Source organism: Luteococcus sp. H101 (assembly GCF_038433155.1).
GTDB lineage: Bacteria > Actinomycetota > Actinomycetes > Propionibacteriales > Propionibacteriaceae > Luteococcus.
In genome coordinates this window covers 35,671-56,520 of record NZ_JBCDMW010000021.1, presented here as the reverse complement: position 1 = coordinate 56,520, position 20,850 = coordinate 35,671, and the positions used below count along the sequence as shown (strand labels likewise).

The following is a 20,850-nucleotide window of genomic DNA, read 5'->3' as shown; positions in this document are numbered from 1 at the left end:
CCGTGTGAACGCTCCCACGATAGACCACTGAGTGGGTCAGCTGGCAAGGGGGTCCGCTCATTCGCTCACGTCGGGTGACGCATTGCCTGCCCGGCAATGGCGGCGACGAATTTCCCCAACTGCCGCTCCAGCGCGCGGGCGGGCAGGATGATCCCCACCCCCACCCCAGCCATGCTCTCGCTGCTGGTGAGCCTGGAACCGCCGGGACCCAGGGCCGTCACCTCATTTCGGTGCACCGCCACCAACCAGAGCGCCGTTCCGGTCCAGGTGAGTTCCCGGCCGGGTTCGGCCACCTCGACGGTGGACCGGATCGGAGTACAGGCATTGCGCCAGCGGAATTGCGTCCCCACCCCGACCGCTCCCGGCCGCTCAAGAACCACCCGAGTGACGCCCGGGACAAAACCCGGCCAGCCCTCGATGTCGGCGAGCACCCGCCACACCTCCTCGGGCTCCGCGTCCACGTCGATGCTTGCCGACGCCCGCACCCGAGCGTCCTGGTCAATCACTCCGGCGCGCGCGGCGGCGGAGGCACGGTGCTGCAACTGGGAGATTCGCCACATGTGCGCAGGCTAACCCAACACCTTGTCGCGTTACGATGAAGCCATGGAGAACCACCGCAGCAACCCCGCCGTGGGCAGCCAGCGGCCCGGCGGCCGGACGTCCCGCACCCGGCAGGCGGTCTTGGAGGCCACCCGGGAACTGCTGGTGGAGCAGGGAATTGGCGGGATGCGGATGGACCTGATTGCCACCCGCTCCGGGGTGCACCGCTCGTCGATCTACCGACGCTGGGGCTCCCCCGCGGGGATCGTCGCCGACCTGGCGAGCCAGATCACCGAGGATCTGGAGCCAATGGCGGGCGACAGCCTGGAAGCCGACCTGACGGTGCTGGCCACCCGGCTGGCCGCCCAGCTCGACGCCGACGGCGCCACCCTGGTGGCGGCCCTGCTCACCTGGCGGGACCCGGAGGTCCGTCGGATCCTGGATCGCTTCTGGCAGGCCCGGCTGCACGAGGTGTCCGACGTGCTCCACCGACACCACTGCCCTGCCGATCCCCGCCTGGTCACCCGGCTGGTGGCCGGCCCGCTCTACTACCAAGCCCTGATCGAGCGGGGTTCCCCCAGCGACGAGAACATCGAGGCCGCGGTCAAGCTAGCCATGGCGTCCTTGGGTTGACGGAGCATCTCCACACAACGGGACGGCAGTCGCCCTGGCACGATCCGCGACTCTCCCGGTAGCACGCAAGGAAACCACGTCGACGCGGCGCCCCAGAAGCTCTGCAAGGTCCTGCTCCAGCCCCACCTGGTCGAACAGCGAGGCACGCTCGGTGGATTCCACCAGCAGATCGACGTCTGAGTCCGGCCCGTCGTCGCCCCGGGCGACCGATCCGAACACGTGGACGCAGCCGGTGCCGTAGCGGCGGACCACGGCAGCACGGATCTGGTCCGCCAGTTCCTCCACGCGCGCCATAGTTCGCGTCGTCTCCATGTGGCCAAGTGCAGAAAGAGACTCGCTCCATCTGTTGTTTCCAGAGGCTTCGACGCAGCAACCTAGCGAAGGACCGCTTGCACCGATTCTCGGACACGACACTGAAATCCCCGACACATGAGAACGGCAAAGAATCTGGGGCACTTCAGAGTCGTCCATAGCCGCTTCAAATCAGGCAGCCCGGCGCAGGCCCCTCAATTCGACAACCGCGGCCAAGCTCGTGGCCACGAGCGCTCCCACCACCAGAACCATGACACCTACAACTGCTCCCATCAGGCCACCGACGACACCCCCTAAGAGGCCCAACCCGGTACACAGCCCTATCTCCACTAGCGCTACTCGGGTAGCAAGATAGCTTGGCGCCCCCAGCTCATGCAGAGTCGTCGCCAGCGGCCTCAATCCCGTACAGATTTCCCGTGCAACCGTCCAAGACGTACCTAGCACCAACGCAAAGAGGACCGTTAACGCTAGTACCCGCGTCTGGAGGCAACAGGCCACCCCACCAGCGACACCGACCCCAGCAGGCCCACGCGATGCGCTCCGCCGCCCCAATGGGGTGACGAACCGCATCGCGTGAGGAGTGGCAAGATCATGCCATCAGCTGGCGCACCTCCGGGCCCACCGGGCGGGGCAGCTTGCTGGGCCCGCCGGACAGGAAGGCGTCGACGCCATTTGCGCAGGCGCGTCCCTCCGCGATCGCCCAGACAATCAGCGACTGGCCACGGCCGCAGTCACCGGCGGCGAAGACGCCCGAGACATTGGTCTCGTACTGGGCGCCGCGCTTGATGTTGCCGCGCTCGTCCAGCTCCAGGCCCAGCTCGGCCACCACCCCGTCGCCCTCCGGGTGGACGAAGCCCATCGCCTGCAGCACCAGGTCAGCCTTGAGCTCCTTCTCGGTGCCCTCGACGGTGACCAACTTGCCGCCCTCGAACTTCACCTCGGACAGCCGCAGCCCGGTGACGTGGCCGTCCTCGCCCAGGAATTCGGAGGTGTTGACGGCATACAGCCGCTCGCCACCCTCCTCATTGGCCGAGGCAATCCGGTAGATCATCGGGTAGGTGGGCCACGGCTGGTTCTCCGGCCGGGTCTGGGGCGGCTGCGGCATGATCTCCAGCTGGGTCACCGACGCGGCGCCCTGGCGCAGGGCGGTGCCCAGGCAGTCATTGGAGGTGTCGCCACCGCCGATCACCACCACGTGCTTGCCCTTGGCGTCAATGATCCCCTCCGGGGCCTCGACAGGCTCGGCCGCCGTGTTCCGGTTGGCGTACAGGGTCTGGGTGGCCTGGGTCAGGTAGTCCATCGCCTGGTGGATTCCGTCCAGGTCACTGCCGGGCACCTGCAGGGCCCGCGGCACGGTGGAGCCGATGGTCAGCACCACCGCGTCGAAGCGCTCCAGCAGCTGCTCGCCGGTGATCCCGCCTTCGGCGTCGGCACCGGGGCCGATCGGCGTGTTGGTCTTGAAGACCGTGCCCTCCAGCCGCATCTGCTTGAGCCGACGGTCCAGGACGGACTTCTCCATCTTGAACTCCGGGATGCCGTAGCGCAGCAGGCCACCGATCGCATCGGCCCGCTCGTAGACGACGACGGTGTGCCCGGCCCGGGTGAGCTGCTGGGCGACGGCCAGGCCGGCCGGCCCGGAGCCCACCACGGCGACAGTCTTCAGCGAGTGCCACTGCGGCTGCTGCGGCACCACCCGTCGGTCATCCCAGGCCTTGTCGATGATCGAGACCTCGATGTTCTTGATGGTGACCGGCTCCCGGCTGATCCCCACCACGCAGGCGGTCTCGCACGGCGCCGGGCACAGCCGCCCGGTGAACTCCGGGAAGTTGTTGGTGGCGTGCAGGCGCTCCAGGGCGCTGGTCCACTCGTCGCGCCAGATCAGGTCATTCCACTCCGGGATCAGGTTGCCCAGCGGGCATCCCGTGTGGCAGAAGGGAATGCCGCAGTCCATGCACCGGCTGGCCTGATCGGTGATGATCGGCAGCAGGGAGCGGCCGGGCGTGCCCGGGTAGACCTCCTGCCAGTCCGTCAGGCGCTCGTCGACGGGACGACGCTCGGCCAGCTGGCGCTGCTTGGTGATGAATCCGCGCGGATCAGCCATGTGCTGCCTCCATCATGAGATCGGTCATTTCGTCTTCCTTGATGCCGGCCAGGATGGCGTCCTCACGGGCCTTGATCACCCGGGCGTAGTCGCGCGGGACGATGCTGGTGAAGTGCTCCGCCAGCCAGGCGTCGTCGTGTCCCAGCAGGGAATCGGCGACGGTGGATCCGGTCTGCTCCCGGTGGGCCGCCAGCAGCTCCTTGATCCGGGCGACGTCCTTCTCGCTGGGCCGCTGGGCGTCCACCAGCTCGGTGTTCAGCCGGGCCTCGTTCAGGTCCAGCACCCAGGCCTGACCGCCACTCATGCCCGCGGCCACATTGCGGCCGGTCTGGCCCAGGATCAGGGCCTCACCGCCGGTCATGTACTCCAGCGCGTGGTCGCCGACGCCCTCCACCACCGCGGTGGCGCCGGAATTGCGGACGCAGAAGCGTTCCCCGACGATGCCGCGCAGGAAGATCTGCCCGGAGGTGGCGCCGTAGCCAATCACATTGCCGGCCACGATCTGCTCCGACGGGTCGAAGCCGACGTCCTCACCGGGGGTAACCACCAACTTTCCGCCACACAGGCCCTTGCCGACGTAGTCATTCGAGTCGCCAACCAGGCGCAGGGTGATGCCCCGCGGCACGAAGGCGCCTAAGGACTGCCCGGCGGTGCCGGTCAGGGTGAAGGTGATGGTGTCGTCGTCCAGCCCCTTGCCCTGGGTGGCCATGGTCACCTCGTGGCCCAGGATGGTGCCCACCGTGCGGTCCACATTGCGCACCTCGACGGTGTGGGAGACCCGCTCCGCCCGTTCCAGCGCGGGGCGCGCCAGCTCCACCAGCTGCTGGTCCAGCTTGGCGTCCAGGCCGTGGTCCTGGCTGACGGTGCAGTGCAGCGGGGTGCCCTCGGGGGCCTGCACTCGCTCCAGGATCGGCGAGAGGTCCAGCCCCTTGGCCTTCCAGTGGCTGATGGCCGGGGCGGCATTGAGCACCTCGACGTGGCCGACGGCCTCCTGGATGCTGCGGAAGCCCAGCTGGGCCAGGATCTCGCGCACCTCCTGGGCAATGAACTCCATGAAGTTCACCACGTGGTCGGCCTGGCCGTGGTAGTGCTCGCGCAGCGCCGGGTTCTGGGTGGCGATGCCCACGGGGCAGGTGTCCTTGTGGCAGACCCGCATCATGATGCAGCCGCTGACCACTAGGGCGGTGGTGGCGAAACCGAACTCCTCGGCGCCCAGCAGGGCCGCGATCACCACGTCCCGGCCGGTCTTGAGCTGGCCGTCGCACTGGACGACGACGCGGTCCCGCAGGCCGTTGACCAGCAGGGTCTGCTGGGCCTCGGCCAGGCCGAGCTCCCACGGACCGCCGGCGTGCTTGACCGAGGTCAGCGGCGCCGCGCCGGTGCCACCGTCGTGGCCACTGATCAGCACCACGTCGGCCTTGGCCTTGGCCACCCCGGCCGCGACCGTACCGACGCCCACCTCGGCCACCAGCTTCACGTGCACCCGGGCGGCCGGGTTGGCGCACTTCAGGTCATGGATCAGCTGCTTGAGGTCCTCGATGGAGTAGATGTCGTGGTGCGGCGGCGGGCTGATCAGGCCGACGCCGGGCGTGGAGTGCCGGGTCTTGGCCACCCACGGGTAGACCTTCGGGCCGGGCAGCTGGCCGCCCTCACCGGGCTTGGCGCCCTGGGCCATCTTGATCTGGATGTCGGTGGCGTGGCTCAGGTACTCGCTGGTGACGCCGAACCGGCCCGAGGCCACCTGCTTGATCGCCGAGCACCGCTCGGGGTCGTGCAGCCGCTCGGAGTCCTCGCCGCCCTCACCGGTGTTGGACTTGCCACCAATCCGGTTCATCGCGATCGCCAGGGTCTCGTGCGCCTCCCGGCTGATGGACCCGTAGCTCATCGCACCGGTGGAGAAGCGCTTGACGATCTCGCTGACCGGCTCCACCTCGTCGATGCTGATCGGCTCCCGGTTGGAGTCGAAGTCCAGCAGCGAACGCAGCGTCATCAGCCGACGAGAGTTGTCGTTGACCAGGTCCGTGTAGCGCTTGAAGACGTCGTAACGGCCGGTCTGGGTGGCGTGCTGCAGCCGGAAGACCGTCTCGGGGTTGAACAGGTGCTCCTCCCCCTCGCGTCGCCACTGGTACTCGCCGCCCACGGGCAGCGTGCGGTGCGAGTTGACCGAGGTGATCGGGTAGGCCCGCTCGTGGCGCAGCTGCACCTCCCGGGCGATCTCCTCCAGCCCGACGCCCTCGATCCGGCTCGGGGTGCCGTCGAAGAACTCCTCGACGAAGTCGCTCTTGAGGCCGATCGCCTCGAAGATCTGGGCGCCGGTGTAGCTCTGGATGGTGGACACACCCATCTTGCTCATCACCTTGAGCACGCCCTTGCCGAGTGCCTTGTAGACATTCTTGATGGCCTGCTCCGGCTCGGTCTGCACGTACAGCTCGTGCCGGGCCATGTCCTCGGCGGACTCGAAGACCAGGTAGGGATTGACCGCGGCCGCGCCGTAACCGATCAGCAGGGCAACGTGGTGCACCTCACGGACGTCGCCGGCCTCCACGATCAGCCCCACCCGGGTGCGGCTCTTCTCCCGCACCAGGTGGTGGTGGATGCAGCTGGTCAGCAGCAGCGACGGGATGGGCGCCAGCTCCCGGTTGGCGTGCCGGTCACTGAGCACGATGGTGCGGGCGCCGTCGGCGATGGCCTGGCTGACCTCGGCGCGGATCTCGTCCAGCCGCTCGCGCAGCGCCGCTCCCCCGCCGTCGACGGGGTAGAGGCCCCGCACGACGTGGGCCTGGTAGTCCGGGTGCTCCCCGTCGGCGTCGATCCGGATGATCTTGGCCAACTGGTCGGAGTCCAGGATCGGGTACGGGATCACCAGCTGGCGGCAGGACTCGGGGCCGGGGGTCAGGAGGTTGGCCTCGGCGCCGATCGAGCCGGCCAGGCTGGTGACCAGCTCCTCCCGGATGGCGTCCAGCGGCGGGTTGGTGACCTGGGCGAAGAGCTGGGTGAAGTAGTCGAAGATCATCTTCGGCCGCTCGCTGAGCGCCGCCAACGGGGTGTCGGTGCCCATCGAGCCGATGGTCTCCGCGCCGGTGTTGGCCATCGGCGCCACCACCAGGCGCAGTTCCTCATGGGTGTAGCCGAAGACCTGCTGGCGACGGGTGACCGACGCGTGCGAGTGCACGATGTGGGTGCGCTCCGGAAGCTCGGCCAGGTTCAGCTGGCCCTGGGCCAGCCACTCGCCGTAGGGGTGCTCGGCGGCCAGGGCGTCCTTGATCTCGTCGTCGTCGATGATCCGGTGCTCCGCCAGGTCCACCAGGAACATCCGGCCCGGCTGGAGGCGGCCCTTCTGGGTCACCTGGCTGGGCTCGACGGGCAGCACCCCCGCCTCGGAGGCGAAGATCACCCGATCATCGGCGGTCACCCAGTAGCGGGCGGGGCGCAGGCCGTTGCGGTCCAGCACGCCGCCAATCTGGCTGCCGTCGGTGAAGGTGACGCAGGCCGGGCCGTCCCAGGGTTCCATCACGGCCGCGTGGAAGCGGTAGAAGTCCCGCCGGGCCTGGCTCATCTCGGTGTGGTTCTGCCACGCCTCGGGGATCATCATCAGCACGGCGTGCGGCAGCTTGCGCCCGCCCAGGTGCAGCAGCTCCAGCACCTCGTCGAAGCTGGCCGAGTCCGATCCGCTGGGAGTGCAGATCGGGAAGAGCCGCTTCAGGTCGCCGGGGATCAGCTCGGATTCCAGCAGCGCCTCGCGGGAGCGCATCCAGTTCCGGTTGCCCTTGACGGTGTTGATCTCGCCGTTGTGCGCGATCATCCGGAAGGGGTGGGACAGTTCCCAGGCCGGGAAGGTGTTGGTGCTGAAGCGGGAGTGCACCAGGGCCAGCGCGGAGGTCATCCGCTGGTCGTGCAGCTCGGGGTAGACCTCCTCCAGCTGGTCGGTGGTGAGCATGCCCTTGTAGACCAGCGTGCGGGAGCTCAGGGAGCTGAAGTAGACCCCGGCCTCGTTCTGGGCGCGCTTGCGCAGCACGTAGACCAGCCGGTCCAGCTCCAGGCCGGACTCGCCGCCGCGGCTGGAGACCAGCAGCTGCGCCATGTGCGGCATGGCACCCAGGCTGATCGGGCTCAGGCTGTCGGTCTGCACCGGCACCTCGCGCCAGCCCAGCACCTTGAGCCGTTCCTCCACGGCGATCTTCTCGATGGTGATCCGGGCCATGTCCCGGTCATCCTCGTCGACGGGCAGGAAGGCCATGCCGACGGCATAGGCGCCGGCCTCGGGCAGGTCGAAGTTGCAGGCCTCGCGCAGGAAGGCGTCGGGCACCTGGATCAGGATGCCGGCGCCGTCACCCGCGGCCTCGTCGGCGCCGGTGGCGCCGCGGTGGTCCAGGTTGCGCAGGGCCTCTAGGCCCTGTTCGACGATCTCGTGGCTGGGCTCGCCGGTCAGGCGGGCGACGAAGGCGACGCCGCAGGCGTCGTGCTCGAATGCTGGGTCGTAGAGCCCCTGCTTGGGGCGGTGCGGGAAGACCTCACGGGTCATGCATTTCTCCGATCTGGCAGGTCGGTTACCCGACGGCGGGATCGGCACCCGAACCAATCAGGTCGCGGTGCGCCAACCGGGGCGAAACGCTAGGACCGGATTGTTTCGGTTGTGTTTCGGGGTAATTGCTTGGACATTGCGGTGCTGGCCGAGCGCTCCGTGCGGCGTTGCCAGCGGCCCAACAGCACAAAGGCCAGAACAGCGGCGGCAAACACGATCACCGACGTGTACTCGTTCAACCGGAAGCCGGCGGCGGTGTTCACCGGATCGATCCGCAGGTGTTCGATCCACAGCCGCCCCGCGCAGTAGTAGGCCACATAGAGCGCGAACAGCCGGCCATGACTCAGACGGAAGCGGCGCTCCGCCCACAGCAGGAAGGCGACGCCGGCCAGGTTCCACAGCATCTCGTAGCCGAAGGTGGGGTGGAAGGTGGCGAACTGCTCATAACCGCGGGGGCGGTGCACCGCGTCGATCTCCAGCCCCCAGGGCAGCGTGGTGGGCCGGCCGAACAGTTCCTGGTTGAACCAGTTGCCCACCCTGCCGATGGCCTGGGCAAGGATCAGGGCCGGGGCCCCGGCGTCGGCCATGGTGGCAAAGTCCATCCCCTTGCGCCGGCAGAGCAGCCAGGCGGTCAGCGCGCCGAGCGCCACCCCGCCCCAGATCCCCAGGCCGCCATTCCAGATGTAGAGCGCCTCGATCGGCCGTTTGCCGGGGCCGAAGTAGAGCTGGTGGTCGGTGATGACGTGGTACAGCCGGGCACCGATGATGCCCGCCACGACGGCGGCGCCCAGGACCTCCTCGAAGGCCTCGCCGTCGCCGCCACGGGCCATGAAACGACGCTTGGCCAACATCCAGCCCAGGATGATCCCGGTCAGGATGCACAGCGCATAGGCGTGGATGGTCAAGGGCCCCAGGTGGAAGGCGGACCAGCCGGGGCTGGGGATGGACAGCGAGTTGAACACGACGGTCTCAGGCCTCGCCGCGCACGCCGCGGGCCAGCTCGTCCACCAGCCGACGCAGCGCGGTCAGGTCCCGGGAGCCGGCCTGCTCATTGGCCAGCAGGTGCTTGACCAGCGCGGACCCGACGATCACGCCGTCGGCCACCTGGGTCAACTCCTTGGCCTGGGCACCGTTGGAGACCCCCAGCCCGACGCCGACGGGCAGCTCCGGACGGGCCTCGCGCACCCGCGCCACCAGGGCGGGGGCGGCGGAGCTGGTGCTGGTGCGGGTGCCGGTGACGCCCATCACGCTGGTGGCATAGACCCAGCCGCGACAGGCGTCCAGGGTGGAGACCAGGCGTTCGTCGGTGGAGGAGGGTGCCACCAGGAAGATCCGGTCCAGGCCGTGCGCGTCGGAGGCGGCCAGCCAGGCCTGTGCCTCGTCCGGGGTCAGATCCGGGGTGATCAGGCCGGCACCACCGGCGGCGGCGAAGTCCCGGGCGAAGGCGTCGACGCCATAGGTCTCCACCAGGTTCCAGTAGATCATCGCGGTGGCCTGCTTGCCGGTGGCGGCCACGGCCTCGACGGCGGTGAAGATGTCCCGGGTGCGGACCCCCTTGGCCAGGGCCTGGGTGGTGGCGTGCTGGATCACCAGCCCGTCCATCACCGGGTCCGAATAGGGCATTCCGATCTCGACGATGTCCACGCCCAGCCCGTCCGTGCCGTCGCACAGCGCGGTGATGGCCTCCACCGAGCCGGGCACGTCGGGGTAGCCCACGGGCAGGTAGCCCACCAGCGCGGCCCGGCCCTCATTGCGGGCGGCGGCATAGGCGTGACCGGACCTGCCGAGCCGGACCTCGTCGTCGAAGGGGGTGTTGGGGTAGCGGCTCACTTCTGCTCCATTTCCTCGGCCGAGTCGCTGCGCTCCATACGGCCGGCGATGTCGTCGACGCTGCCGTCGATCCCGAAGTAGCTGATGGCGGTGTCCACGTCCTTGTCGCCACGGCCGGAGATGTTGATCACGATCAGGGGCTTGGTCTGCGGATCCTTTGCGGTCAGCTCCAGCGCCAGCCGACGGGCTCCCGCCACGGCGTGGGCGGATTCAATGGCGGGCATGATCCCCTCGGTCTGGGTCAGCAACTTCAGCGCATCCATCGCCTCGGCGTCGGTCACCGGCAGGTAGCTGGCCCGGCCCGTCTTGGCCAGCCAGGCGTGCTCCGGGCCGACGCCCGGGTAGTCCAGCCCGGCGGAGATCGAGTGGGATTCGATGGTCTGGCCGTCGTCATTCATCAGCACATAGGTGCGCATCCCGTGCAACACGCCCATCCGGCCGGCGGTGATGGTGGCCGCATGCCGTCCGGTCTCGACGCCGTCGCCGGCGGCCTCGAAGCCGTAGAGCGCCACCTCGGGATCCGCCACGAAGTCCGCGAAGATCCCCATGGCATTGGAGCCGCCGCCGACGCAGGCGGTGACCGCGTCGGGCAGCTTCCCGTAGCGCTCCAGTACCTGGGCGCGGGTTTCGGTGGAGATGATCCTCTGGTACTCCCGCACGATCTTCGGGAAGGGGGCGGGGCCGGCCACGGTGCCAATCAGGTAGTGGGTGTGGTCCACATTGGTGACCCAGTCCCGCATCGCCTCGTTCATGGCGTCCTTGAGGGTCATGGATCCGGCCTCGACGGCCACCACCTCGGCCCCCAGCATCTGCATCCGGGCGACGTTGAGGGCCTGGCGCTCGGTGTCGACCTTGCCCATGTAGATCCGGCATTCCAGCCCCATCAGGGCGGCAGCGGTGGCGGTGGCGACGCCGTGCTGCCCGGCGCCGGTCTCGGCAATCACCCGGGTCTTGCCCATCCGCTTGGTCAGCAGCGCCTGGCCCAGCACATTGTTGACCTTGTGGGAGCCGGTGTGGTTCAGGTCCTCCCGCTTCAACACCATGGTGACCCCGGCCGAGCCCTCGGCGGCGCACTGCTGGGCAAACCGGTCGGCCTGCCAGATCGGGGTGGGTCGGCCGGCGTAGTCACGGCGCAGCCGCTCTAGCTCGGCATGGAAGTCCGGGTCGGCGCTGGCCTGGGCGAAGGCCTGGTCCAGCTGGTTCAGCGCCGCCTGCAGCGCCTCGGGGACGAAGCGTCCGCCGAAGTCGTCGTAGTGACCGTGCTCGTCGGGCAGGCTCATGGTTTCTCCAAAGACAGTAGGGACACGTGCCGGGTCGCCCGGGGGCGGGGTCAGCGGGCCCCGGCGGCCTCGACCATCGCGCGGATCGCGCCGGCCGGGTCACCGTGGCGCACCAGTGCCTCGCCCACGAGCACGACGTCCGCGCCCTGCGAGTGGACGAGCGCGGCGTCATCGGCGGTGAGGATCCCGGATTCGGCAACCTTCACCGGCCCCTCACCAATCAGGTCTACCAGCCGCCCGAACTGGGCGAGGTCCACCTCGAGGGTTTTGAGATTGCGGTTGTTGACGCCAATCAGCTGTGCGCCCAGCTCCACGGCGCGTTGGGTCTCCTGCTCGGTGTGGACCTCCACCAGCGGGGTCATGCCCAGGTCAAGCACCAGCCGGTGCAGCCGGGCCAGGTCCTCGTCGGACAGGGCGGCGACGATCAGCAGCACCAGGTCGGCACCGTGCGCGCGGGCCTCCCAGACCTGGTAGTCGTCGACGACGAAGTCCTTGCGCAGGACCGGGATCTCGACGGCCTGCCGAACCGCGTCCAGATCCGTCAAGGAGCCGTTGAACCGGCGCTTCTCGGTCAGCACGCTGATGGCGCTGGCGCCGCCTTCCTGGTACCGGCTGGCCAGGCTGGCGGGGTCGTCGATGCTGGCCAGGGCGCCCTTGCTGGGGCTGGATCGCTTGACCTCGCTGATCACCGAGAGCCCCGGTTCGCGGAAGCGGCCCAGGACGTCCAGCGCGGGGCGCCGGGTCTGGATGCGGACCTCCAGCTCGGGCAGGCTGGTCTGCTGCTTGCGCTGCTCCAGGTCCTCCCGGACGCCGACGATGATGTCGTCGAGGACGCTCGTCACAGGTCGCGGGCGGGGGTGCCGTAGCCCTGGGCCTTCATCACCAGGGTGAGCACGCCGGCCAGCAGGATGATCACCGACGGGACGATCACGCCCATCCAGCCGAACTGCTCGAAGCCGAAGGTGCTGGTGTAGGTCAGGATCACGAAGGCGGCCAGGGAAATCCAGGAACCGGCCCACGCGGCGGGCGACTTGCCCTCGTGGTACTCCAGCTGCTCCTGACGCTTGACGGCCTTGTGCTGCTGCATGCCCTGGTAGCTCATTGATCGTCCTTCTGGTCGGCCCCGGCGCCGGGGCTCGGCTTGCTGATGGGAGAGTCCTCTCGCCCCGTGACTTTACCGTGGATTTCGTCGCTGGTGGGGTCAAGACCCGCGTCGAGGGCCTTCCACAGGTCCAGATCCGTCTGTGGCCGCGCCGGCGCCGCGGCATCCCGGTCAAAACGACGGGCGGCGCTGCCCCACCGGTGTGCCGTTCCCAGCTGAGTTGCCGCTCCGGCAAGGCCCAATGCGGCGGCCAGCGCCAGCAGCTGGTGACCTTCACCACGCGCCACCAGCAGGGCCAGGCCGGCCGCCAGGGCCAGTTCCAGGGCTGCCACCAGGCGTCGGCCCAGGACACCGAGCAGCAGCGAGACCCCGACTGCGGCCAGCAGGGCCCAGCCGATGGCCTTGGCGGCATCCGCATGGGCGCCGCTTTGCTTGGCCAGGTAGAGGGCCAGCCCGGCGGCCGCGGCGGTGGCCAACCAGCTGGCCACCTTCAGCTGCCCGGGCTTCATGCGTCGGCTCCCTGACGGTGCAGGGCCTCCGCGCGTCGGATGGCATTCAGCACCGCCTTGGCCTTGTTCTGGCATTCCAGGTTCTCGCTGGCCGGGACGGAGTCGGCGACGATGCCGGCCCCGGCCTGCACGTGCGCCACACCGCCCTTGAGCAGGGCGGTGCGGATCGCGATGGCGGTGTCCGCATTGCCGGCGAAGTCGAAGTAGCCCACCACTCCCCCATAGGTGCCGCGACGGGTGGTCTCCAGCTCATCGATGATCTGCATGGCGCGCACCTTGGGCGCCCCGGACAGGGTGCCGGCCGGGAAACAGGCCAGGGTCACGTCCAGCCCGGTTTGGCCGTCGGCCACCCGGCCGGTCACGGCGGCCTCCAGGTGCATCACGTGGCTGTAGCGGCGCACCTGCATGAACTCGGTGACCGCGATGCTGCCGGGTTCGCAGACCCGGCCCAGGTCATTGCGGCCCAGGTCCACCAGCATCAGGTGTTCCGCCCGTTCCTTCTCGTCGGCCAACAGGTCCTGCTCGTGTTGACGGTCCTCGGCCGGGGTGGCGCCGCGGGGGCGGGTGCCGGCGATCGGGTGGGTGGTGGCCAAGCCGTCGGTGACCGTGACCAGGGCCTCCGGGCTGGAGCCGATCACGCTGAAACCGTCCAGCCGCAGCAGGTACAGGTAGGGGCTGGGGTTGGTGTTGCGCAGCTCCCGGTAGATCGCCAGGTCGGACGCGGTGGTGGGCAGGTCGAAGCGTTGGCTGGGCACCACCTGGAAGATGTCCCCGGCGACGATGTGCTGCTTGGCCCGCTCCACCAGGGCGCAGAAGTCGTCGTCGGTTCCCTGCCGGTCGGGCTGCCTGGAGCTGGCCTCGGCCTGGTGGGCCAGTAGGGATTCGCGGGGCTCGGCCAGCCGACGGGCCATTCGCTGCACCCGACGGGTGGCGTCCGCATGCGCCTCCTCCAGGTGCTCCGGGGAGTCGTCGAAGTTGATGGCATTGGCAATCAGCCAGACCTCGCCCTTGTGGTGGTCCAGCACGGCCAGGTCGCTGGCCAGCATCATCACCAGTTCGGGCACCTGCAGATCGTCGGTGCAGCTGTCCGGCAGCTTCTCCAGCCGTCGCACCACGTCATAGCCCAGGTAGCCGACCATGCCGGAGCTGAAGGGCGGCAGTTCGGGGTCGCGGTCCGTGTGCAGCACCGCCAGGGTCTGGCGCAGCGCGGTCAGCGGGTCGGAGTTGGTGGACAGGCCGGCGAGTTCGCGGCCGAGCCAGGTGGCCCGGCCGTCGGTCTCGGTCAGGGTGGCGGCGGCGTTGACGCCGATGAAGCTGTAGCGGGACCAGACACCCGCATCTGCCGACTCGAACAGATAGGTGTGCTCCCGGTTGCCGCACAGCTGGTGGTAGAGGGCGACGGGGGTCAGGTCGTCGGCCAGCAGGCGGGTGTGCACGCTGATCACCCGACGTCCGGCGTCGGCCTGGGCCCGGAAGCCGTCGAGGTCCGGGGTGATGGTCATCATGGTCTGGCTCACGCGTCGTCCCCCAACGGCAGGTCGGCGTCCTGCTCGGACAGGAGCAGATCGGCATCGAAGCAGGTGGCATCCCCGGTGTGACAGGCCCCGCCCACCTGGTCCACCCGGAGCAGCAGGGTGTCGCCGTCGCAATCCAGCCGCACCTCCCGGACGTGCTGGGTGTGGCCCGAGGTCTCCCCCTTGACCCAGTACTCATTGCGGGATCGGGACCAGTAGGTGGCCTTGCGGGTCTCCAGGGTCCGCGCCAGCGCCTCGTCGTCCATCCAGGCCATCATCAGCACCGCGCCGGAACCGGCGTCGGTGACGACGGCGGGCACCAGACCGTCGGGGTTGCGCTTCAGCCTGCTGGCGATCTGGGGGTTCAAAGGCATGCGGCCCATTGTTCCCGATCCCGACGAGGAGGCCGAACGCTGCCCATGCTGCGGCGCTGACCGACACATCTCCCCCGTCTACCCTCAACTGCGCAGCCGCTACTTCTTCGGGCAGCCGTTGCAGCGGCTGCCCCGACACTCAACGGCTGCGCAGTCCCCGCCGGAGGCTGCCGGCCCGACGCCGAACCGACCCACCACCCGCACACGAACCGACCTACAATCCCTGCATGTCCTTTTCCCGGAGTGAGCGCCTCGCGCTGTGCGACCTGCTGGATGAGCTGGGCCCCGACGCCCCCACCCTGTGCGAGGGCTGGACCACCCATGACCTGGCCGCGCACCTGTGGGTGCGGGAGGCCGATCCCCTGGCCGCACCCGGCATCGTGATCGAGCCCCTGGCCGGCCTGACCGAGAAGCGGATGACACAGGCCAAGACCAAGTTGGCCTATCGCGAGCTGGTGGCCCGGGTACGCCGGGGTCCTGCCCGGATCTCGGTCTTCGCGCTGCCCGGCCTCGACGAGGCGGCCAATGCCGCGGAGTACTTCGTGCACCACGAGGACGTGCGCCGTGCCCAGCCCGGTAGCCCCCAGCCAAGGGAGCTCGGCGAGGAGGCGGAGGCGTTGTGCGCCAAGCGACTGGCCTCCATGGGCCGGGTGATGTTCCGCCGCTGCCCCGTTGGCGCCATCGCGGAGCGCACCGACGGCCCGTCGGAGTCCCTGGTGCTGAAGCCGGGTGAGCCCGTCGTCGAGCTACATGGCAAGCCCAGCGAGCTGCTGCTGTTCGCCTTCGGCCGGGGCGCGCACGCCGACGTCGAACTCCGGGGCGACGAGGACGCGGTGCAGCGTCTGCGCGACGCCAGCTTCGGCATCTGATGACCACCATCGGGATCAGCCGGTTCGAGCTGCGCCGGGAACTGGTCGCGATCCCGCACAGCCCGTCGGTGAAGGAGACCCTGGTCCGGATCATGCTGGACGGCCGGCGGCTGGAGGACTGGGTGGAATTCCTCACCCGGCGCCCTGCCGGAAGCTGGTACGGACTCCCCGACGGCGACCACATCCCGGGCCTGCTCCGCGGCGAGCACCCCGACTTCGACGGCCGCACCGAGGTCTCGGTCTGTGCCTGCGGCACCCCCGGCTGCAGTCCCCTGCTGGCCCGGATCGAGCTGGCCGAGGATCACGTGCGCTGGGCCAGCCTGGCGTCGGGCAACGGCTCGGTGGCCCCGCCGGAAGAGTTGGACCTGCACATCACCATCAACCGGGACGCCTATCTGCGGGCCGTCACGGCACTGCAGGACTGGGAGGTCCCGATCGACGGCTGAGCGCCTCAGCCCTCGAAGGGTTCGGGTGCCGGCACGGCCTCCATCTCGTCACCCAGGCTTCCCCGGGTGGCGTGGCGGCCATTGAGCAGCAGGTTCAGCACGACGGCGCTCAGGGCCGCGGCGGAGATTCCGGAACCCAGGATCATTCCCAGCCAGGTGGGCACGTGGGCATAGAAGCTGGGCGCGGCAATCGGGAACATCACCAGTGCCAGGGACGTGGCCACGACGAAGATGTTGTTGCCGCGCTCGAAATCGGCCTGCTGCAGGGTCTGGATGCCGGCCGCGGCCACCGAGCCGAACAGCACCACCCCGGCACCGCCCAACACGGCGGACGGGACGCAGGCCACCACCCGGCCCAGCAACGGGAACATGCCCAGCAGGAGCAGCAGCACGGCCCCGGCGGCCACCGTGTACCGGGACTTCACCTTGGTGACGGCCACCAACCCGACATTCTGGGCGAAGGCGGTGGGCGGGGTGGAGTTGAACAGCGGGGCCACGATGGTGGCCAGCATGTCGGCGCGCAGGCCGTCGGCAATCCGCTTCTCGTCGACGTCGGTGCCCACCACCTTGGCGACAGCGAACAGGTCGGCCATGATCTCCATCAGCGTCACGATGATCACGATGGTCATGGAGATGATGGCGCCCACCTCGAAGCGGGGCGCGCCGAAGAAGAAGGGCTGCGGGAAGGCGAAGACCGCTCCGTGCAGCACCTGGCTGAAGTCGGCCTGGCCGGTCACCGCGGCGACGACGGTGCCCACCAGAATGCCCACCAGGATGGCCACCCGAGCCAGCTGCCTGACCCGGGTGCAGACCAGCACCACGGCCAGGGTGAAGGCCGCCAGCGCCAGGTTGGTCAGCGACGCCCCGCCGGGATCCTGCCCGGTGATCCAGCCGGCCGCCACCGGCAGCAGGGAGATGCCCATCGCGGTGATGATGGTGCCGGTCACGACGGGCGGGAAGAAGCGCTGGATCTTGCTGAACAGCGGCGCCAGCAGGAAGCCGATCACGCCCGCGACCATCACCGAGCCGAAGATCACCGGCAGTCCCCCGCCGCTGGCCAGGATGGCCAGCATGGTGGAGACGGCACCGAAGGTGGTCCCGTTGACCAGCGGCAGCTTGGACCCCAGGAAGGGCAGGCCCAGGGACTGCAGCAGGGTGGACAGGCCGGAGACGAACAGCGCGGCGGCCACCAGCATGCCAACCTGTTCGGGCGGCAGCTTGGCCGCGGTCCCGACGATCAGCGGCACGGCGATCACCCCGCCGTACATGCTCAGGATGTGCTGGAAGCCGTAGAGGAAGGCCTTGCCGACGGGCAGCCGCTCGTCCTCGGGCCGGATTGACGGACTGGTGACGGGCGCGCTGCTCACTGATTTCCTTTTGACGAGGTGCGGGAGAACTCGGGTGGGACAACCCACAGCCGCCCATCAAACCACTCCGGGCCCCGGCGTCCACCACCGGGGCCCGGGCCAGCGCCTCAGCCCAGCTTCTCCATGATCAGCTCGCGCACCCGGCCGGCGTCGGCCTGACCCTTCATCGCCTTCATCACCTGGCCGATCAGCGCACCGGCTGCCTGCACCTTGCCGTCGCGGATCTTCTGCGCCACATCGGGGTTGGCGGCAATCACGTCGTCGACGGCGGCCGACAGGGCCCCGTCGTCGCTCACCACGGCCAGGCCCCGCTGCTCGACGATCTGCGCGGGCTCGCCCTCCCCAGCAATGACCCCATCAATCACCTGGCGGGCCAGCTTGTCGTTGATCGTCTTCGCATCGACGAGCTGCTGCAGCTCCACCACCTGCGCCGGGCTCATCCCGACGGCCTCCAGCGCGACCCCTGCCTCATTGGCGCGACGGGCCAGCTCACCGAGCCACCACTTGCGGGCGGCCTGCGGCTGGGCGCCGGCCTCGACGGTGGCCTCGATCAGGTCCAGCGCGCCGACGGCCTCGATGTCGCCCATCTCCCGCTCGGACAGTCCCCACTGCTCCACAATCCGCTTGCGTCGCTCGGCCGGCGGCTCGGGCAGGGTGGCGCGCAATTCCTCCACCCATTCCCGGCTGGGGGCAATCGGCACCAGGTCGGGCTCGGGGAAGTAGCGGTAGTCCTCCGCCTGCTCCTTGGAACGGCCGGGCGTGGTGTACTGCCCGTCCTCCTGCCACATCCGGGTCTCCTGCTTGATCCGGCCACCGTTGGCCAGGATCGCGCCCTGCCGGGTCATCTCGAAGCGCAGGGCACCCTCGACGGAGCGCAGCGAGTTCACGTTCTTGGTCTCGGTGCGGGTGCCGAACTCGGTGGCGTCCTTGGCCATCAGGGAGACATTGGCGTCGCAGCGCATGTTGCCCTGCTCCATCCGCGCCTCGGAGACGCCCAGCGCCTTCATCATGTCGCGCAGATAGGACATGTAGGCCCGGCCGACCTGCGGGGCGTACTTGCCGCAACCGGTGATCGGCTTGGTGACGATCTCCATCAGCGGCACGCCGGCCCGGTTGTAGTCCATCAGGGAGTACTCGGCGCCCTGGATCCGGCCGATGCCACCGACGTGCAGGCTCTTGCCGGCGTCCTCCTCCATGTGCACCCGCTCCACCTCGACGCGGAAGGTCTGACCCTCCACCTCGACGTCGACATAACCGTCGTGGCAGATCGGCTCGTCGTACTGGCTGATCTGGTAGTCCTTGGTCATGTCCGGATAGAAGTAGTTCTTGCGGCTGAACCGGCTCCACTCGGCGACCTGGCAGTTGAGCGCCAGACCGATCCGGATGGCGGATTCCACCGCCTTGCCGTTCACGACGGGCAGCGAGCCGGGCAGGCCCAGGCAGACCGGGCAGACGTGGGTGTTGGGCTCGCCACCGGGCTCGGCGGAGCAGCCGCACCACATCTTGGAGGCGGTGTTCAGCTCGACGTGCACCTCCAACCCCAGCACCGGATCGAAGCGCTCGATCACCTCGTCGTAGTCCATCAGCTCGCCATCGAAGTAGCCGCTCATGCCTGGGCCGCCTTCCGGGTCAGGGTGTTCTCAAGGGCCGGGGCCTGGGCCAGCAGTTCGCCGCCCCACTGCTGCTGCAGCGCGGCCTCCAGCGCGGCGCCAATCCGGTAGAGCCGTTCCTCGGCCATCGGCGGGGCCATCACCTGGAAACCAACCGGCAGGCCGTCCTCCGGCGCCAGCCCACACGGGAAGGAGGCCGACGCATTCCCGGCCATGTTCGACGGGATGGTGCACAGGTCGGCCTTGTACATGGCCATCGGGTCGTCGGTGCGCTCCCCCAGCTTGAAGGCCGTGGTGGGCGTCGACGGGCTGACCAGCACGTCCACCTGCTCGAAGGCGGCGTCGAAGTCCCGCTGGATCAGGGTGCGGACCTGCTGCGCGGAGCCGTAGTAGGCGTCGTAGTAGCCGCTGGACAGCGCATAGGTGCCGATGATGATCCGACGCTTCACCTCCTCGCCAAAACCGGCGCCGCGGGTGGCGTTCATCACCTGCTCGGTGGAGCGGCTGCCGTCGTCGCCCACCCGCAGGCCGTAGCGCATCGCGTCATAGCGGGCCAGGTTGGAGCTGACCTCGCTGGGCATGATCAGGTAGTAGGCGGGCAGCGCGTAGTCGAAGTGCGGGCAGCTGACCTCCACCACCTCGGCGCCGGCCTGCTTGAGCAGCTCGACGGCCTCGGTGAAGCGCTGCTCCACGCCGGGGGCATACCCGTCGCCACCGAATTCCTTGACGACGCCAATCTTCATTCCCGTGATCTCGGGATTGCGGGCGGCGGCCACCACCGGCGGCACCGGCGCGTCGATCGAGGTGGAATCCATCGGGTCATGCCCGGCGATCACCTCGTGCAGCAGCGCGGCGTCCAGCACCGTGCGCGCGCAGGGGCCGGGCTGGTCCAGGCTGGAGGCCATCGCGATGATGCCGTAGCGGCTGGCACCGCCATACGTGGGCTTCACACCGCAGGTGCCGGTGACCGACGCGGGCTGGCGGATGGAGCCGCCGGTGTCGGTGCCGATCGCCAGCGGCGCCTCGAAGGCGGCCAGCGCGGCCGACGAGCCGCCGCCGGAGCCGCCGGGGATCCGGTCCAGGTCCCACGGGTTGTGGGTGGCCCCGAAGTAGGAGGTCTCGGTGGAGGAACCCATCGCGAACTCGTCCAGGTTGGTCTTGCCCAGGATCACCAGCCCGGCGTCCAGCAGCTTGGTGACGATGGTGGCGCTGTAGGGCGGGATCCAGCCCTCCAGGATCCTGGACGACGCGGTGGTGGGCAGCCCCTCGTAGCAGAGCAGGTCCTTGACCGCGATCGGGACGCCGGCCAGCGGGCCCAGCTTCTCGCCCGCGGCGATCCTGGCGTCGACGGCGGCGGCCAGTTCCAGCGCCCGGTCCGCGTCGACGGCGGTGAAGGCATTGACCTGACCGTCGACGGCCTCGATCTGGGCCAGGAAGGCGCGGGTGACCTCGACGGAGGTGATCTTCTGGTCGGCGATCCACTCGCCCAACTGCGCGGCGGTGGCCGCCAGGATCTCGGCAGTGCTCAACTCGGTGCTCATCAGGCCTCCTCGTCCAGGATCCGCGGCACCCGGAAGCGGCCGTCCTCGGCGGCGGGCGCACCGCTGAGCACCTGCTCCGGGGTGAGCGACGGCTTGACCTCGTCGGCCCGGAAGACGTTGGTCAGCGGCAGGGCGTGGGAGGTCGGCGGGATGTCGTCACCGGCCACCTGCGCCACGCTCGCCACCGAGTCGAGGATCACGTCCAGCTGCGGGGCGAGCCTCTCCCGCTCCTCGCTGCTCAGCTCGATCCGGGCCAGCGCCGCGAGGCGGGCCACGTCATCTGGCGTCAGGGCCACGATG

The 20,850-nt window shown here is 69.3% G+C and carries 19 protein-coding genes; 3 read left to right on the top strand and 16 right to left on the bottom strand.

Annotation, left to right across the window (positions count from 1 at the left end; all coding sequences use genetic code 11):
* Positions 1-65 precede the first annotated feature (65 nt).
* Positions 66-560: an SRPBCC family protein gene (locus AAEX60_RS08475; protein ID WP_342102648.1), complete on the bottom strand. Its 495-nt coding sequence runs from the start codon at positions 558-560 to the stop codon at positions 66-68.
* A 43-nt stretch (positions 561-603) separates the two neighbouring features.
* Between AAEX60_RS08475 and AAEX60_RS08470 the strand changes: the two genes are divergently transcribed.
* Positions 604-1,173 (top strand): TetR/AcrR family transcriptional regulator, encoded by a 570-nt coding sequence (locus AAEX60_RS08470; RefSeq protein WP_342102644.1) that lies wholly within the window; start codon positions 604-606, stop codon positions 1,171-1,173.
* On the opposite strand, the gene AAEX60_RS08465 is transcribed toward AAEX60_RS08470, so the two are convergent.
* The 11 genes from AAEX60_RS08465 to hisI all read right to left on the bottom strand — a co-directional run bounded on the left by AAEX60_RS08465 (position 1,150) and on the right by hisI (position 14,717).
* Positions 1,150-1,458 carry a nucleotidyltransferase family protein gene (locus AAEX60_RS08465; protein WP_342102643.1) on the bottom strand — a complete coding sequence of 103 codons (309 nt, stop codon included), beginning with the start codon at positions 1,456-1,458 and terminating at the stop codon, positions 1,150-1,152. The genes AAEX60_RS08470 and AAEX60_RS08465 overlap by 24 nt on opposite strands.
* Positions 1,459-2,074: 616 nt before the next feature.
* The gene (locus AAEX60_RS08460) at positions 2,075-3,586 is read right to left on the bottom strand and encodes a glutamate synthase subunit beta (protein WP_342102641.1); all 1,512 of its coding nucleotides are present in this window, start codon (positions 3,584-3,586) and stop codon (positions 2,075-2,077) included.
* Positions 3,579-8,108: a glutamate synthase large subunit gene (gltB, locus tag AAEX60_RS08455; protein WP_342102639.1), complete on the bottom strand. Its 4,530-nt coding sequence runs from the start codon at positions 8,106-8,108 to the stop codon at positions 3,579-3,581. Before gltB ends, AAEX60_RS08460 begins: the two co-directional genes overlap by 8 nt.
* A gap of 89 nt (positions 8,109-8,197) precedes the next feature.
* Entirely contained in the window at positions 8,198-9,070 is an 873-nt protein-coding gene (gene lgt / locus AAEX60_RS08450) for a prolipoprotein diacylglyceryl transferase (RefSeq protein ID WP_342102637.1), read from the bottom strand.
* Positions 9,071-9,077: 7 nt separating this feature from the next.
* The gene (trpA, locus tag AAEX60_RS08445) at positions 9,078-9,938 is read right to left on the bottom strand and encodes a tryptophan synthase subunit alpha (RefSeq protein WP_342102635.1); all 861 of its coding nucleotides are present in this window, start codon (positions 9,936-9,938) and stop codon (positions 9,078-9,080) included.
* Complete coding sequence (gene trpB / locus AAEX60_RS08440; protein WP_342102633.1) at positions 9,935-11,218, bottom strand: tryptophan synthase subunit beta; 1,284 nt, start codon at positions 11,216-11,218, stop codon at positions 9,935-9,937. Before trpB ends, trpA begins: the two co-directional genes overlap by 4 nt.
* Before the next feature lie 50 nt (positions 11,219-11,268).
* Positions 11,269-12,060, bottom strand: coding sequence for an indole-3-glycerol phosphate synthase TrpC (gene trpC / locus AAEX60_RS08435; RefSeq protein ID WP_342102631.1), 792 nt, complete (start codon positions 12,058-12,060; stop codon positions 11,269-11,271).
* Positions 12,057-12,320, bottom strand: coding sequence for a hypothetical protein (locus AAEX60_RS08430; protein ID WP_342102629.1), 264 nt, complete (start codon positions 12,318-12,320; stop codon positions 12,057-12,059). Before AAEX60_RS08430 ends, trpC begins: the two co-directional genes overlap by 4 nt.
* Positions 12,317-12,829 (bottom strand): Trp biosynthesis-associated membrane protein, encoded by a 513-nt coding sequence (locus AAEX60_RS08425; RefSeq protein ID WP_342102627.1) that lies wholly within the window; start codon positions 12,827-12,829, stop codon positions 12,317-12,319. The genes AAEX60_RS08430 and AAEX60_RS08425 overlap by 4 nt, the downstream gene beginning before the upstream one ends.
* On the bottom strand, positions 12,826-14,334 hold the full coding sequence (locus tag AAEX60_RS08420; RefSeq protein ID WP_342102824.1) for an anthranilate synthase component I: 1,509 nt from the start codon (positions 14,332-14,334) through the stop codon (positions 12,826-12,828). The genes AAEX60_RS08425 and AAEX60_RS08420 overlap by 4 nt, the downstream gene beginning before the upstream one ends.
* Before the next feature lie 8 nt (positions 14,335-14,342).
* Complete coding sequence (gene hisI, locus AAEX60_RS08415; RefSeq protein ID WP_342102623.1) at positions 14,343-14,717, bottom strand: phosphoribosyl-AMP cyclohydrolase; 375 nt, start codon at positions 14,715-14,717, stop codon at positions 14,343-14,345.
* A 227-nt stretch (positions 14,718-14,944) separates the two neighbouring features.
* On the opposite strand from hisI, the gene AAEX60_RS08410 reads away from it, so the two are divergent.
* Positions 14,945-15,586, top strand: a complete 642-nt coding sequence (locus AAEX60_RS08410) for a TIGR03085 family metal-binding protein (protein WP_342102621.1) — start codon at positions 14,945-14,947, stop codon at positions 15,584-15,586.
* Positions 15,586-16,032 carry a hypothetical protein gene (locus AAEX60_RS08405; RefSeq protein ID WP_342102619.1) on the top strand — a complete coding sequence of 149 codons (447 nt, stop codon included), beginning with the start codon at positions 15,586-15,588 and terminating at the stop codon, positions 16,030-16,032. Before AAEX60_RS08410 ends, AAEX60_RS08405 begins: the two co-directional genes overlap by 1 nt.
* Positions 16,033-16,037: 5 nt before the next feature.
* On the opposite strand, the gene AAEX60_RS08400 is transcribed toward AAEX60_RS08405, so the two are convergent.
* The 4 genes from AAEX60_RS08400 to gatC form a co-directional block, all read right to left on the bottom strand.
* Positions 16,038-17,399, bottom strand: a complete 1,362-nt coding sequence (locus AAEX60_RS08400; RefSeq protein WP_342102617.1) for a uracil-xanthine permease family protein — start codon at positions 17,397-17,399, stop codon at positions 16,038-16,040.
* 107 nt (positions 17,400-17,506) lie between these two features.
* On the bottom strand, positions 17,507-19,009 hold the full coding sequence (gene gatB, locus AAEX60_RS08395; RefSeq protein ID WP_342102615.1) for an Asp-tRNA(Asn)/Glu-tRNA(Gln) amidotransferase subunit GatB: 1,503 nt from the start codon (positions 19,007-19,009) through the stop codon (positions 17,507-17,509).
* Positions 19,006-20,550: an Asp-tRNA(Asn)/Glu-tRNA(Gln) amidotransferase subunit GatA gene (gatA, locus tag AAEX60_RS08390; protein WP_342102613.1), complete on the bottom strand. Its 1,545-nt coding sequence runs from the start codon at positions 20,548-20,550 to the stop codon at positions 19,006-19,008. The genes gatB and gatA overlap by 4 nt, the downstream gene beginning before the upstream one ends.
* Positions 20,550-20,846, bottom strand: coding sequence for an Asp-tRNA(Asn)/Glu-tRNA(Gln) amidotransferase subunit GatC (gene gatC / locus AAEX60_RS08385; RefSeq protein WP_342102610.1), 297 nt, complete (start codon positions 20,844-20,846; stop codon positions 20,550-20,552). The genes gatA and gatC overlap by 1 nt, the downstream gene beginning before the upstream one ends.
* Positions 20,847-20,850 lie beyond the last annotated feature (4 nt).

What these genes read in the sequence shown, in the direction of transcription:
- AAEX60_RS08425 (WP_342102627.1), bottom strand. Translation starts at nt 12,829, where the DNA reads ATGAAGCCCGGGCAGCTGAAGGTGGCCAGCTGGTTGGCCACCGCCGCG.
- AAEX60_RS08410 (WP_342102621.1), top strand. Translation starts at nt 14,945, where the DNA reads ATGTCCTTTTCCCGGAGTGAGCGCCTCGCGCTGTGCGACCTGCTGGAT.
- AAEX60_RS08420 (WP_342102824.1), bottom strand. Translation starts at nt 14,334, where the DNA reads ATGATGACCATCACCCCGGACCTCGACGGCTTCCGGGCCCAGGCCGAC.
- gatB (WP_342102615.1), bottom strand. Translation starts at nt 19,009, where the DNA reads ATGAGCGGCTACTTCGATGGCGAGCTGATGGACTACGACGAGGTGATC.
- hisI (WP_342102623.1), bottom strand. Translation starts at nt 14,717, where the DNA reads ATGCCTTTGAACCCCCAGATCGCCAGCAGGCTGAAGCGCAACCCCGAC.
- AAEX60_RS08405 (WP_342102619.1), top strand. Translation starts at nt 15,586, where the DNA reads ATGACCACCATCGGGATCAGCCGGTTCGAGCTGCGCCGGGAACTGGTC.
- AAEX60_RS08475 (WP_342102648.1), bottom strand. Translation starts at nt 560, where the DNA reads ATGTGGCGAATCTCCCAGTTGCAGCACCGTGCCTCCGCCGCCGCGCGC.
- gatA (WP_342102613.1), bottom strand. Translation starts at nt 20,550, where the DNA reads ATGAGCACCGAGTTGAGCACTGCCGAGATCCTGGCGGCCACCGCCGCG.
- AAEX60_RS08460 (WP_342102641.1), bottom strand. Translation starts at nt 3,586, where the DNA reads ATGGCTGATCCGCGCGGATTCATCACCAAGCAGCGCCAGCTGGCCGAG.
- AAEX60_RS08430 (WP_342102629.1), bottom strand. Translation starts at nt 12,320, where the DNA reads ATGAGCTACCAGGGCATGCAGCAGCACAAGGCCGTCAAGCGTCAGGAG.
- AAEX60_RS08470 (WP_342102644.1), top strand. Translation starts at nt 604, where the DNA reads ATGGAGAACCACCGCAGCAACCCCGCCGTGGGCAGCCAGCGGCCCGGC.
- gltB (WP_342102639.1), bottom strand. Translation starts at nt 8,108, where the DNA reads ATGACCCGTGAGGTCTTCCCGCACCGCCCCAAGCAGGGGCTCTACGAC.
- trpB (WP_342102633.1), bottom strand. Translation starts at nt 11,218, where the DNA reads ATGAGCCTGCCCGACGAGCACGGTCACTACGACGACTTCGGCGGACGC.